The organism is Enterococcus sp. DIV1726a (assembly GCF_051710985.1).
Lineage (GTDB): Bacteria > Bacillota > Bacilli > Lactobacillales > Enterococcaceae > Enterococcus_B > Enterococcus_B hirae.
Genome location: NZ_JBIOLS010000001.1, coordinates 311,731 through 326,707 on the forward strand (window position 1 = coordinate 311,731; position 14,977 = coordinate 326,707).

10 protein-coding genes are annotated in these 14,977 nt (G+C 37.0%); 7 read left to right on the forward strand and 3 right to left on the reverse strand.

What is annotated here, in order from left to right:
• Positions 1–7 precede the first annotated feature (7 nt).
• The 4 genes from IGJ27_RS01460 (at position 8) to IGJ27_RS01475 (ending at position 4,647) form a co-directional block, all read left to right on the forward strand.
• Positions 8–877 (forward strand): SPFH domain-containing protein, encoded by an 870-nt coding sequence (locus IGJ27_RS01460; RefSeq protein ID WP_034699254.1) that lies wholly within the window; start codon positions 8–10, stop codon positions 875–877.
• Positions 878–1,678: 801 nt separating this feature from the next.
• A complete protein-coding gene (locus IGJ27_RS01465; protein WP_010720236.1) occupies positions 1,679–2,065 on the forward strand; it encodes a YxeA family protein in 387 nt (128 codons plus the stop codon).
• A gap of 6 nt (positions 2,066–2,071) precedes the next feature.
• Positions 2,072–2,824 carry an ABC transporter ATP-binding protein gene (locus tag IGJ27_RS01470; RefSeq protein ID WP_010720235.1) on the forward strand — a complete coding sequence of 251 codons (753 nt, stop codon included), beginning with the start codon at positions 2,072–2,074 and terminating at the stop codon, positions 2,822–2,824.
• 14 nt (positions 2,825–2,838) lie between these two features.
• On the forward strand, positions 2,839–4,647 hold the full coding sequence (locus IGJ27_RS01475) for an FtsX-like permease family protein (protein ID WP_178306224.1): 1,809 nt from the start codon (positions 2,839–2,841) through the stop codon (positions 4,645–4,647).
• Between the two features lie 371 nt (positions 4,648–5,018).
• Here the strand turns inward: IGJ27_RS01475 and IGJ27_RS01480 are convergent, their stop codons facing one another.
• The 3 genes from IGJ27_RS01480 to IGJ27_RS01490 form a co-directional block, all read right to left on the reverse strand.
• Positions 5,019–7,124 (reverse strand): glucosaminidase domain-containing protein, encoded by a 2,106-nt coding sequence (locus tag IGJ27_RS01480; RefSeq protein ID WP_161638201.1) that lies wholly within the window; start codon positions 7,122–7,124, stop codon positions 5,019–5,021.
• A 322-nt stretch (positions 7,125–7,446) separates the two neighbouring features.
• Positions 7,447–8,472 carry a ribose utilization transcriptional repressor RbsR gene (gene rbsR / locus IGJ27_RS01485; protein ID WP_010720232.1) on the reverse strand — a complete coding sequence of 342 codons (1,026 nt, stop codon included), beginning with the start codon at positions 8,470–8,472 and terminating at the stop codon, positions 7,447–7,449.
• Positions 8,473–8,556: 84 nt separating this feature from the next.
• Positions 8,557–9,162, reverse strand: coding sequence for a cysteine hydrolase (locus tag IGJ27_RS01490; protein ID WP_178306223.1), 606 nt, complete (start codon positions 9,160–9,162; stop codon positions 8,557–8,559).
• 163 nt (positions 9,163–9,325) lie between these two features.
• On the opposite strand from IGJ27_RS01490, the gene IGJ27_RS01495 reads away from it, so the two are divergent.
• From IGJ27_RS01495 to treC, 3 genes are all read left to right on the forward strand, one after another.
• A complete protein-coding gene (locus tag IGJ27_RS01495; protein ID WP_010720230.1) occupies positions 9,326–10,027 on the forward strand; it encodes an ABC transporter ATP-binding protein in 702 nt (233 codons plus the stop codon).
• A 9-nt stretch (positions 10,028–10,036) separates the two neighbouring features.
• Complete coding sequence (locus IGJ27_RS01500) at positions 10,037–12,748, forward strand: ABC transporter permease (protein WP_178306222.1); 2,712 nt, start codon at positions 10,037–10,039, stop codon at positions 12,746–12,748.
• A gap of 268 nt (positions 12,749–13,016) precedes the next feature.
• Positions 13,017–14,645: an alpha,alpha-phosphotrehalase gene (treC, locus tag IGJ27_RS01505; RefSeq protein ID WP_034699232.1), complete on the forward strand. Its 1,629-nt coding sequence runs from the start codon at positions 13,017–13,019 to the stop codon at positions 14,643–14,645.
• The last annotated feature ends 332 nt before the right edge of the window (positions 14,646–14,977 follow it).

Below are 14,977 nucleotides of genomic sequence, written 5' to 3' on the forward strand. Positions count from 1 at the left end.
CTAAGTGATGAGTGAAAAGAAAGCGGTTTATGTAAATGGGTATATTGGATTGATCGGTTTGGTGTTATTAGTTGGTATCGGCGGCTTCTTATTCTATTTTGGCATGACAAGTGGAGCGATCTTCCAGACGGTCATGGGTTTCGTTTGTTGGTTGATTGCTATTGCACTACTAAGCTCCGCAACGGTTGTTAGTCCCAACCAGGCAAAAGTTATTTTGTTTTTTGGACAGTACATTGGGACGATACGAGAAAGTGGTTTTTTCTTAACGGTTCCGTTTGCACAAAAAATCAACTTATCTTTAAAAGTACGAAATTTTAACAGTTCGGTTTTAAAGGTGAACGATTTAGACGGCAATCCCATCGAAATATCTGCCGTCGTAGTTTTTAAAGTTGTTGACACGGCTAAGGCGTTGTTCGATGTGGCGTATTACCAAGATTTTGTTGAGATTCAAAGTGAGACAGCGATTCGTCATATTGCCAGCCAATACCCTTATGATACTTTCAATGAAGAAGATTTGACTTTGCGAGGCAATACGACTGCCATCTCTGATGAATTAGCCAACGAGCTACAAGAGCGGTTATCTGTTGCTGGGGTCGAGGTGATTGAAACGAGATTGAATCATCTAGCGTATGCGACTGAAATTGCTAGTGCAATGTTACAAAGACAACAAGCAAAAGCTATTTTATCTGCTCGGCAAACAATCGTTGAAGGAGCAGTTACGATGACACAAATGGCATTGGAACAAATTGAAACAGGACAAGAAATCAATTTCACAGATGATCGGAAAGTCCAATTAATCAATAACCTACTTGTTTCGATTATTACAGATAAAGGAACACAACCAGTCATTAATACAGGGACAGTGAAAGAAAAATAGCCATTATTGAGTAAATATCGTATGATTGTAACGAATTTTTCAACTGTATTTTTTCTATAATAGAACAGTAGAGTAGTCAGAGACTGAGCCAAAACTCAGTCTTTTTTAGTATTTCTAAAAACGAATAAACGGCGTTCAAAGAGCTGACCTTCGGCGATAAGTCAAAAATCTCAAAACATGGGGAGCTGTTTCAAGATTTTCATCCTTAACGCTCAGGTCAAGTCACTCTTTTCACGACCTCTTGCTAAACGGCGTTCAAGAAGCAACTCCTCAACAATAAGCGATGATTTTCTAAAATATGAGGAGCTATTTTAAAAAATCCTCTCTTATTCGCTCGGAGTTGAACGCTTCTTTCACAGCCTCTTGCTTTAAACGGTGTTCAAACATCAGCTCCTTGAAATAAGCCTGAATTTTTCAAAACATGAGAAGCTGTTTCAAAAAATTCTTTCTTATTGTCATCAGAGCTACCCGATGTTTTCACGACCTCTGATTCACGGCGTTCAAAGAGCTGACCTCTTGTTCACGGTAAGATCAAAGCAGCATCTTCAAAAAATTTGAGAAGCAGTTTTCGGAAATTCCTTCTTATTTCTTGATGCTAAACACTTTTATCTCAACTTCTTTTTATAAAATTCATCAAACTATTATCTAAATAAAAAACGATTCGATTCAAGCTTGCGGATCACTCTTTTGCTTTGTGATAGATAAATGACAATATTGAAAGATATTTGACAGTTAAATCAAAGGTAAAATACGGTCTTTTTTTTTATAATTGCCCTATCATATGTGAAAGAAGGAGAGGAAATGAAGAAACTACTGGTCGGGATTGGCATTTCCATTGCAGCGTTGGTATTAGGTTCGGTAGTTTTTATCTTTGGGGGCCTAAAAATTGCGGATCGAATGATCATGGGTGGCGATAGCTACTATGTCAAAATTACGACAGATGGAGAAAAAGAGGAAATAAAAGATAATCGTGATGAAATAACCATCCAATATAAATATACTCTTCCCGGATATGATGAAAAGGGAAGTGAAAAAATATTAACATTTAATGGACAAAAACCACGTCCTTTAAGAAAAGGAGCCTATTTAGAGATTACATGGAATAAAAGCAAAGGTGTCACTTCTTATGAAGAAGTCAAACAAAACGATATACCTAAGTTAGCACAAGAAAAACTAAGTAAAGGATAGATGAAAATGGAAAAAATTGTTGAGGTTCAAAATGTAACAAAAATCTACGGTAAGAATAATGAGAAGAAGACACAAGCCTTAAGTGGGATTAGCTTTACAGTAGAAAAAGGAGAATTTATCGGAATCATGGGGGCATCTGGATCTGGTAAATCAACGTTGTTAAATATTTTATCTACATTAGATAAACCCACAGACGGAAACATCCGAATCAATCAAAACGATGTAACGAAGTTAAAGGGAAACCAATTAGCAGACTTTCGTGCGAAAGAGATTGGCTTTATTTTCCAAGATTTTAATTTACTAGAAAACTTAACTGCACAAGAAAACATTGCAGTACCACTTTCCTTACAAGGCGTTAAACCTAAAGAAATTAAGCGACGGGTCAAAGCAGTAGCAGAACGTTTATCGATTTCTCATATCATGGGAAGTTATCCTTCTGAGATTTCAGGTGGTCAAAAACAACGGGTAGCAGCAGCTCGTGCCTTGGTTACACAACCAACGATCTTGTTAGGTGATGAACCGACTGGTGCTTTAGATTCTAAGAGTGCGCGTGATTTGCTAGATACGATGAAAGAATTGAATCAAAAAGATGATGTTTCAATTCTATTAGTAACACATGATCCGTTTTCTGCCAGCTACTGTGAACGAATCTTATTTATCAAAGATGGCGGTATCCACGAAGAAGTCAAACGTGGCGAACAAAGCCGTGATGAGTTTTATCGTCATATTCTAACGATCTTAGGAAATCTAGAACAGTAAGGGGAGGAAAAAACATGCTTTGGAAATTATCGCTTACTGGGATTAAAGGGCGTTTAAGAGATTATATTGTTTTATTTTCAGGTTTGGTTATGACTTCAGCTATTTTTTATATGTTCGAGTCAATTGCAAGCAATGAAGCGTTTTTAGAAAGTAATTCTACCGTTGGATCAACTGTTTTAATTTTTCATTTTGGCTCGGTATTATTAGCAATCATTACTTTTGTGTACATCCTTTATGCTAATTCATTTTTAATGGCGATGCGTCAGAAAGATTATGCAATGTTTATGATGTTAGGGGCTAAGGGCAGAAAAATTGCACAAATGATTTTTACCGAAACATTTGTTGTGGGTGCAACAGCTACCGTCGTTGGCTCTGCGATTGGTGTAGGGCTAACAAGTATTGTGGAACGAATACTCGTTGAACAATTAAACATTTCAATTACACATTTTACACCATTTAGTGTAAAGGGTATTCTGATCACTCTTTTCTTTTTTGCTGTTTTGTTTTTATTAGCAGCAATCACCAATGCTTTTTCAATTGTGAAAAAGCCAATTCTTACATTGATTCGTGCGGAAGCTACACCAACACGAATGAAACAAAATAAATTTTTATTTTTACTTGAAGTTGTATTAGGGGTTGTTTTATTAGGCGTTGGTTATTACGTTCTATCAGAAATTGCACGTATTGGATTGTCTGGTTTAGGGATTTCTCTCGTAACGATTTGTCTGGGAACCTATTTCATTTTCCATTCAGTGATTATTTTCTTCTTGTCTTTACTGAAAAAATCAGAAGGTATCTCATTGAAAAAGTTGAACAACTTTACCTTATCACAATTAAGCTTTAGGATTCGTGACTATACGCAAATGCTTTCAATGGTAGCGATCTTATTTGCTTTAGCTTTAGGAGCGTTAACGGTTGGTTTAGGATTCAGAAATCAAATCTCCGCATTGACCAATTCATCAAACGCTTATGATTTAGTTCTAAACAATGCACAAAAGATTGACCAAGGAAAAGTCAGAGAACTAAATCCAACGTCAAATAACATCTATGCTCAAAAAGAAGATGAACAATACGTTTATTACAATTATGATGAATGGGAAAAAGAGCCGCTTAGATATATTGCATATAGTGGGAACACTTTTGCGGATAACAAAGTAAAGACAGCAACTGCTGAAGAAATCGCAAAATCAAGTGAGTTGCAAGAGACATTAAGACAAAACGAATTACCTACGCAACAAGCGAAGGGAATAAAATTAGTTCGTGCGAGTGAATTCGATCAATTAGCGTTGCCAGAAACAACGTTACAATTAATTACAGTCAAAGATTTTGAAGCAAGTTTACCAGGTATCGAAACATTAGTGAAAGAAAATAATCAAGTCAATCCAGAGTTGAAAGATTACCAAGCCATGAGTGGACAAAAATATGAAATGTATCAACAAGTGAATGGTATTTTCTCAGGGATGGAATTTATGGGCTTCTTCCTAGGAATTGCGTTCTTAGCGATGTTAGCAAGTTGCTTGATGTTTAAGATTCTTTCAGGTAGTAAGAGCGATATTGGTCGATATACGATGTTAGAAAAAATCGGTGCGACTCGTGGCTTATTAAGACAATCGATTCGACGAGAAATTGGTGTTTTATTCTTAGCGCCTGGTATTTTAGGAGCGATCCATGTCTTATTTGGTTTAAGACTATTTGAATTTTTAATGAATGATCCATATCGTGATGTGTTGATACCATTCGGAATTTTCTTTGTCATGTACTTTATTTACTATGTATTGACTGTTTGGTTATATACAAGTATTGTTTTGAAAAGAGAGAAATAAAAATACTCTAAATAGGTGATATTGTTGGTTTCATTGATAGCACTTGTTAAAGAGACGAAAAAGAAGCATTGGTTCATCTGAGGTATTGACTAGGTAATATCAGCTTCTGGAATAAATTGTTCCATATGGGTTACTGAAGTAGTTTGATGGACGATCCAATAGTTTAACAAAAGGCACACTCCTTTGATTTTTATTCGTTACTTGAATCTTACAAGGTTGTGTGCTTTTTGTGTACGCTAAAACAAAAAATATCTGAGACATCACACGTTCACTCTAAACATGAATAAGCCGGAGAAGAGACTGAGACAAAACTTGTCTCAACCTCTTCTCCGGCTTGTTTTCAGAGCTAGACACTTCTGTCATAGCTTTTTTTAAGTTAATCTACTCCACGATGGATGGATGATCGCTAAGTTTTTCAATAAAGGAATGGTATCGGCTTTGACTTTAATGACAGTCGTTTTTGGAATTTCTCTGGCAGATAGTTGCAAGTACAATTCCCAGTAATTTGGTGTTTTCATTGTAGAAAGATATTCTGGTTTTTTCCTAATTGTTTTTAAAGACCAAGTGTCTACATCAACTAGCGACATCTCATTTTTATCCCAAGACACAGGTACTACCAAAGGTTTTGAAACATTTTTAACTTTGGTTTCTTTATTATCTTCTTTTTTCGGTTCATCGTATTTAGTTAAATCATACGATTCAATGATCGCATTCAATTTTTTGGCGTATTGTTTATCTGTAGCATAGCGGCCTTCCAGATACTTCGTTGCCTCTTTATAACTTTTGGCTTCAGATTTCCAAGTTGGTTTGTAGAAATCTTTGTTATTGGACAACCCGCCTTTGATCAATTTCGCATAGTCTTCTAAGCTTTCTTTATAAGAAGGGTATTTACGGAAGGTTGCATGGATTTGGTAATTTGCACCGTTGCTGTCTTGTTCCAAAGTATTGAACAAAACACTTTTTCCTTCATAAGTTCCTTTTATGCCAAACAGATTATAGTTTGGTTCACTTGCCAACAAACTATTGCCAGAACCACTTTCTAAAATCGCTTGAGCCATCATAACAGAAGCGTAAATGCCTTCTTTTTGACCAATTTCTTGCGCGCTTGTAGCAATTTTTTTCAAAAACTGATCCGTTGTTTGATTTTTTGTAAAGTTGAATGAATCATTTAAACCATCTAAAATCGACTGGTTTTTCAGTTGGTCAGTCACGCTTGGTAGACCTGCGATATTGACACGTACTGCAAAATCTGGTCTGAAATCAGCAATTGAAGTAATCCGAACTTTGTCACCTGGTTGAGGGGCATGAATAAATTGTCCATTACCAATATAAATCCCAACGTGGTGAGTGACACCTGAGGAAGGTCCCCAGAATACTAAGTCACCTGGTTGTGCTTGATCTACTGGAATCTGTGTTCCAGCGTATTGTTGTTCACCTGTCCATCCACCGATATAATGACCAGTGGCTTTCATGTAAACATAATAAGCTAAACCCGAACAGTCAAATGTACTTGGTCCTTTTGCTCCCCAAACGTAGGGTCTGCCTAAATATTTATAGGCTTCTTTCACGATTTCTTTTTGAACTGCTGTCGTGTTTGTAGGTAAAGTTGTTTCAATCGGTGTTTTGCTGACAAAATCGGAGGACCCGTCTACAGGATTTTCAATTCCTGCCTGTTGACCTTTATTTTTGTCATTTGTTTGGTGATTGGAAGAATTATTGGTATTCGCTGAAACAACTGAATCGTTACTGGTTGACGTTGACGGTTTCGATTGTTCTTTTGAACTATCAGTTGGTTTATTTTTGTCTGTGCTAGGTTTCGTTGTATCATTAGGTTTTGTCGTTTGAGAAGAATCTTGCGTATTTCCAGCTGAATTAGTCGTATCCTGAGTAGAAGAGTCTTCAGATGGAACAGTTGGTGTGTTGAATGAAGCAGTCAATGATAGATCCATTACACCAACGACAAAGAATCTTTTTTGATAATTCACTTCTTGGGCACCATTTACTTGGAAAGAAAGTAATTTTTCACCTTTAGGAGGGGTGATTTCATAGAACACTTTCGTTCCTTCTTTCAACCCACTGACCGTGCCATTAGGTTGGATGGTCAACTCTTTTTCTTCTCGAGGGGCGCTACTGATAACAGACAGCTTAATTTTCCCCAGTAATTCGGGATTAACTGTCAGTGTATGTGTCGCAACTTCTTCCGCAGGTTTCTCAGTTGATTCACCTGTTTCAGTCGTTGATGAATCAGTGGTTGATGATTCACCCGTTGAGCCAGTTGTGGCTGATGAATCTGTGGTGGACGATTCAGTTGTGTCTGTACTTGATGCTGTTGAAGTTACAGAATCACTTCCCGAAACAAGTGAGCTACTTGTAGTTGTTGGTTGGTTTTCTGTTGCAAAAACAGCTTGAGTCGATAAAATCGTTGGAGCAATCAGCCAAGATGCAGCAAGTAGGCGTATTGCTTTATTTTTGTTCATATGCGGTACTCCTTTTCTTTTTGCTTGTGACGAGTCTCTATGCTCATGCAACTGTTGTTAATACATAACAAAGATCTGATTTTTTTGATTAATAAGCTACGATTCTTTTTTCTAATAAGTCGCTTCGCTTTAACATTTTAATTATTCTGCATGCCATTAATTTGTTGGGGGAGAACAAATTTGGGGGAAATGGTCATACTACTTAAATTGTACCAAAGGAGATAGATTTCTACAAAATATTTGTAAAAATAACGACCGTAAAAAACAAAAAAAAAATAAAACACAAAAATACTTCATCATGTTTTATTTTTTTCTTCATAATTTATTCACAAATGCTACTTACACGCTTAGTTGAAGCTCTTTTTTTCAATTCTACTGGTAATAATTTTTCGCTCCATTCTTTTTCAGGCGACTGGATACGGGCTAATAATAATTGAGCAGCAGATTGTCCTAATTCAAAAATTGGTTGAGCGATCGTCGTTAATTTTGGTTTGACATATTCACACATATCCACATTATCGTATCCAATCACACTATAATCTTCGGGGATTTTCTTTCCATGTTCTTCCAACCCACGATAAATACCAAAAGCGAGCTCGTCGTTTAAGGCAAAGATTGCGGTCGCAGAGGAATTAAGAATCGTTGGAACGACCTGGTACCCACCATTTTTAGAAAAATGAGTAGGTAGTAACAATAAATTGTCGTGCGAGAGCTGATAAAAATCTAGTGCATGTTTAAAACCCTCGATCCTACGATAGACGTTTTCAGGGGGATTTTGTGGATAAACGAGCGCAATGGATTGGTGACCTAAATGAAGTAAGTGTGTACCAGCCAAGTATCCTCCACGAAAATCATCTGTGCTGATCGCATCACTAAATCCTTCAGCCTTTTTTTGATCCAACACAATAAAAGGTCGATTTTGTTTCTTGAGATTTTCATTGATTGCTGTAGTCGAAACAGCGGAAGTAGCTATGATAAACCCATCGACGCCTCGTCGTGCTAATTCGGCTAAATACTCAATTTCTTTTTGATGGTCAGAATCAGCGTTACATAAAATCGTCACGAAGTTTTGTTTGTATAACACATCTTCAATTCCACGCATTAGCGTATTAAAAAAAGGGTTGGTGATATCCGGCACGAGGACACCGATCGTTTTTGTTTCTTTCGTAATCATTTGGCGAGCGACATAGTCAGGTTGATAGCCGAGAATGTCTTTTGAAGCAAGCACTTTTTCAACTGTTTTAGCGCTGAATTTTTCTTCATTACCATTTAAAATCAATGAAACAGTGGCAATGGAAACACCAGAATGTTTTGCCACGTCTTTAATCGTTATTTTCTTTTTCTTCATTCTGATACTCCTATCTAACGGTTACTTTTATTTTCCCATGGAAAACCAGCAATGTAAATGAAAAACAAGGCGTGTTTGGTTCCTTTATCTGGCTTCTTCGATTGCTTGAAGGATTTCTTTGGTTGTACGCACTCGTGCTGTTTTTGGAAACATTTTTTCAAAAAAGAGCGTATGAAGATCTAGATCTCGATCACTACAACCATCTTCGATAACAATAACATGGTAACCATGTTGAAAAGCATCTAAAGCGGTGGCATAGACACCGTTTGAAGTTGCTACACCTGAAAGAATGAGCGTATCGATCTTTCTTCGACGAAGTTGGGCATCTAAAGACGTTCCAAAAAAAGCACTTGGATTATGTTTAGTGATCGTGAGTGTGTTTTGTGTTCCTTTGGTGGTAGGTTCAAGTAATAAATCAGTAAATTCTTTAGGGGGGGTATAAAAAGCGCCTGCTTGTGCTCGGTCATTTTTAGCACTCAAATACTGAAAGCTGGTAATATCGACATTGACTAGTATATTCCAAGCAGGTGTATGCTTTAACTGCTCTGCAATCAGTTGATTGTTTGAGAGGATGGTGGTTGCATCATAAGGGAATAATTGCCCAGAATTCACAATTCCTTTTTGGAGATCGATCGGTAAAAAAGCTGTTTTTGCTAATTCGAGTGGAATAGGTGATTTTTTAGTAGTCATGGGTTTTCCTTCTTTCAATAAATAGATCGTTTTCCATGTAAGTAAAACATAATTTCTGTATTTGTCAATGAATCGTCTATCAAATCTTTAGTCTGATTCATTTCAATGGTAAAATAAAAAGTAGCGACTTTATTCGTAAAGAGATGGAGATGAGAGAAGAAGGATGAGCTATGTAGAAGTAATCAACGAATGTAAACGGTACAAAATGGGAGAAACAACGATTACCGCAAATGATAATATTTCATTTGCGATCAAAAAAGGAGAACTAGTCATTATACTTGGTCCAAGTGGTGCAGGGAAGTCAACAGTTCTTAATATATTAGGCGGGATGGATAAGCCAGATGAAGGGCAAATCATCATTGATCAGACAGACATCGCTCAGTTCAACGATAAACAATTGACCGCCTATCGTCGAACAGATGTCGGATTTGTATTTCAATTTTATAATTTGGTACCGAATTTAACAGCAAAAGAAAATGTCGAGTTGGCAACAGAAGTTTCACCAGATGCGTTAGATCCAGTGGAGGTATTGACACAAGTAGGTCTGGCACATCGGCTGGACAATTTTCCTTCACAGCTTTCAGGAGGAGAACAGCAGCGTGTTTCCATTGCTCGAGCATTAGCAAAAAATCCGAAATTACTTCTATGTGATGAACCAACAGGTGCGTTGGATTTTGAAACAGGGAAACAGGTGTTGAAGTTATTACAAAATGCGAGTAGAGAACATGGAAATACGGTGTTGATCATTACTCATAATTCTGCCTTAGCACCGATTGCTGATCGTGTCATCCATATCAACGATGCGAAAGTCCGTTCGATTGAAACAAACGATCATCCTTCAACCATTGATGAGATTGTGTGGTAAGGAGGGGCTATGAAAACAAAAACATATCTTAAAGCAAGTGCTAGAGAAATCAAACAATCGAAAGGCAGATTTATTGCCATTGTATTGATCATTTTGCTAGGGACCTTGTTATTCGTAGGCGTTAAAACGGCGGGGCCGGTTATGCAAAAAACGATGGATCACTATGTTGAAAAAGGCAATCTATCGGATTTACAAATCATTTCAACTGGTGGTTTAACGGAACAAGACGTAACTAGAGCCGAAAAAATCCCTGATGCACAACTGGAAACGGGAAAACAATTTTATTATTCCAGCTCAAGTAAAAACGAAGTTGTGCAAGTCTTTTCTTATAAAAAATCAAATAAACAAAACCTTTTAGAAGTAGTAGATGGGCATTTACCAAAGAATAAAGACGAACTCGTACTAGATGAAAAAGCAAAAAGTCTAGGCTATAAAATAGGCGAAACGTATACGATCGATTCTGACAACGTGAAAAAGAAAGACTATCAAATTGTTGGATTTGTACGATCGCCACTTTTCATCAATAATTTAGAACGTGGTTTTGCAAATGTCGGGAACGGCACAATCGATTATTTTGTTTATTTACCTGAAACAGAATTTAACACAGACATTCAATCGGTTATTTACTTAACGTTTAAAAATGTTTCATCCTTTGATACTTATAGTAAAGAATATCGGGATAAAATGGCACAAAACCAAAAAAGCGTGGAGAAACTTTTTCAAGATCGACCAGCTGCACGTTTAACTGAACTAAGGGAACAAGCTAAGGAGTCTTTACAACCAGAAAAAGAAAAGGTGAGTGCTGGTCAAGAACAAATTAGTCTGGCACAAAGTCAATTGGCAGCTGCCAGATCCCAACTAGAGCAACAACGTTCAATGATCGAACAATTGCCTGAAGTACAACGAACAGTAGCAACTAATGAACTAGCTACGCAAGAAGCACAGCTAGCTGAGCAAGAAAAGCAAGTCGCTGAACAACAAGAAAAACTGAATGATGCACAGGCCCAAATTACCGAAAATGAAGAAAAGATCAATCGTTTGGAAAAACCAACCTATCGTTTCCAAGAGCGTTCCGATAATGTGGGCTTTCAAGAATTTGGTGATTTAGCTGAACGGATCGCAGCCATTGCTAATGTTTTTCCTGTTTTCTTCTTCTTTATTGCAGCATTGATCACTTTTACGACGATGACACGGATGGTCGAAGAAAACCGACGAGAAATCGGTACGTTGAAAGCATTAGGCTATACTAAATTTGAAATTGCAAAAAAATATGCTATTTATGCAAGTTTAGCTTCTGGTCTAGGAATTATTTTAGGAACCGTCTTAGGAACCAATCTATTACCAAGAATTATTTTTGAACTATCGAATGAACGCTATGATATCGGATCAGCAGTCATTTTTTATGATTGGTCTCCGATTTTACAAGCGGCAGTGGCGTTTTTTATCGCTGCATTTGGTGCAGCGATGATTGTCTTATTCAAAGATTTAAGAGAAAGACCGGCAGCTTTATTACAACCCAAAGCGCCAAAACCAGGCAAAAGAATATTATTGGAATATATCACACCACTGTGGTCAAGATTAAGCTTTAATCAGAAAATCAGTTATCGAAATCTGTTCCGTTATAAATCCAGAATGTTTATGGCAATCGTTGGGATTGCTGGTTGTGCTGGTTTAATGGTAGCAGGCGTAGGATTGAAAGACTCTTTAAGCTCTGTTTCTGATAAACAATTTGGCCCAATTACGAATTACCAAGCAATTGTCACTTTAGATGGAGAAACAGAAAACAGTGAAACAAAAGCAAAGGAACAGTTAGAATCCGATCCGAAAATTACTGATTTGCTAGCAGTAAACATGCAAACGATCGAGCTTCGGCAACAAGGACAAGCGACTCAAAGCGTTACGATGATCATACCGGAAACGTCAAAAGGTCTATCACCGTTTATTCACTTGATCTCATTAAAAGGACGTAACATGGAGTTGAATGATTCAGGAATCGTCCTCACACAAAAAGCTGCCGAACTGTTTGATGTATCTGAAGGAGACCGCCTTTCATTGTACACGGATGACCAAAAAGAGTTATCGGTTACGGTGAAAGCCATTGCTCAAAACTATTTAGGAAACTTTGTTTATATGAGCCCTGCCTATTATCAAAAAGTATCAGGAAACGAAGCTTCTACAAATGCTTATTTAGTTCAAGCTGACCCAATGTCTAAAAAACAAGAGAATGCTTTGTCAGAAAAGCTATTGGGAACCAATGCAGTAACAAATACATCATTTGTTTCGAAACAAATGGAAACCCAAGAAGAATCACTTGCGAACCTCGATTCAATCGTTGTGATTTTTGTCGTTTTATCAGGGCTCTTAGCGTTTATCGTGTTGTATAATTTAACCAATATCAATATTTCTGAACGAGTGCGGGAATTATCAACGATCAAAGTACTAGGCTTTTTTGATAAAGAAGTAACGATGTATATTGTGAGGGAGAATATTATTTTTACTTTAGTTGGTATTGTAGGTGGATTTGGCATCGGCTACGTCCTAACTGACTTTATTTTACAACAGGCTTCAATGGAGACGGTGATCTTCCCATTAGTGATCACTTGGAAAGCATATGCTCTTTCTGCTGTTTTGACTATTGTCTTTACAGTTATCGTCATGGTGGTGACCCACTTCAAACTAAAACACATCAATATGATTGATGCTTTGAAATCAAACGAATAAAAAAAGCTTCTTGCTAAAAGTTGAGTAGACTTTTGCAAGAAGTTTTTTTATTAGGTAACTGGTTGATGAAAAGAAAATTGGTGTAGGGAAAATAATACGCAGGTTTTGTTATGCCAATTTGTTGGATGTGCGACAGTTTATAATGGGTGAGGTCTTCCTATTAGAGGACTTAGCTCTGTCCTTGATAAACGCTTCCTTTTCCTTTATAATAGGATTTGTAAACTTGTATATATAAGTTGGAATAATAGCTGATTGGAGGCGAATGAGGATGTCGTTTAATGAGAAAGTAGTTTATCAAATTTATCCTAAATCTTATCGTGATAGTAATGGTGACGGGATTGGCGATTTAAAAGGGATCAAAGAAAAATTACCTTATCTGCATGAACTAGGGGTCGATATGATTTGGTTGAACCCCATTTATCCGAGTCCACAAAAAGATAATGGCTATGATATTTCTGATTATGTAGCGATTGATCCACTATTTGGAACGATGGAAGAATTTGAAGAACTAGTCACACAAGCAAAGAGCTATAATATAGAGATTATGCTTGATATGGTTTTAAACCATGTCTCAATAGAACACGAATGGTTTCAAAAAGCTTTAGCTGGCGATCGTTTTTACCAAGATTTTTTTATTCTAAGAGATGAGCCAACCGATTGGGTATCTAAATTTGGTGGTAATGCATGGGCGCCTTTTGGAGATACGGGTAAGTATTATTTACATCTCTATGATCAAACACAAGCAGATTTAAATTGGCGAAATGAAGCAGTGCAAACAGAGTTGTTCAAAGTTGTTCGTTTTTGGATGTCTAAAGGGGTCAAAGGCTTTCGCTTTGATGTGATCAACGTGATCGGGAAAGATGAAGAACTCAAAAATAATGCAGAGAACCAAGGAAAAGCAGAATATACTGACAAGCCGATTACTCATACGTATCTTCAACGATTAAATCGGGAAACTTTTGGACAAGATCCAGAAATCATCACAGTTGGAGAAATGAGTTCAACGACGATTGAAAATTGTATTTTGTATACGGAACCAAGTCGGAATGAGCTTTCGATGGTGTTCAATTTTCATCATTTGAAGGTTGATTACGAAAATGGAAACAAATGGAGTACGCCACCTTTTGATTTTGAAGCTTTAAAAAGTCTGTTCCATACATGGGGCGAAGCGATGAGTAAAGGAAATGGCTGGAATGCGTTGTTCTTAAATAACCACGACCAGCCAAGAGCCCTCAACCGCTTTGTAGCAATTGATAAATACCGCACAGAAGGGGCTAAAATGTTAGCGACGATGATCCATTTGAATCGTGGGACGCCTTATATTTATATGGGGGAAGAAATTGGGATGATCGATCCAGACTTTCAGCATATCGATGATTACGTCGATGTAGAAAGTTTAAATGCTTACCAAGAAATGCTGAACCAATCCTTCTCGGAAGAAGAAGCTTTTCGGCGAATCAAGGCGAAATCCAGAGATAACGCTCGGACACCGATGCAATGGACAAGCGATGAAACAGCTGGCTTTACCACAGGAACACCTTGGTTAGGTTTAGCAGCAAATCATGAGGTCATCAATGTAGAACAAGAACGTACATCTGAACAATCGATTTTCGCATACTACAAAAAATTGATTCAATTGCGAAAACAATATCCTGTAATCGCATCAGGGGACTATCAAGCTTATGAACCCGATCATCCTCAAGTATACGGTTATTTAAGACAATTAGACGGACAAAAATTATTGGTTTTAACTAATTTTTACGAAAATGAAACGACCATAACGATCCCAGAAGAATTTGTTAGTGCCCAACCGCTTATCAGCAATTATGCCAATACTCTTATCCAAGAGGAATTGACCCTAAGACCTTATCAAGCGATCGCACTGTTGATCCAGTAAATAAAAGATCAAGAGCAAAAAATTGGTAAACGATGAGCCGATAGTAACTGAGCATGATCTTTGTTTCTAAAGTAAAAAAACTTTCATGAGATTGACAAATTACTGATGTCTTTATGAGCAACTGTTTTGAAAAAAACGATGAATCGGTTGCAGATAAAATTTTACACGAGATATTTCGAAAGAAAATTGTATTTTTAATGAACCATCAGCTGGTGGTAAAACATTCGACGCTTAATCCATGATTTATTGGATTAAGGTCGTTTTTATTTTGTCTAAAAACAAATGTGAGATAAGAAAAAAGAATTATGAAAAAATCAATTGAGTAATGATAA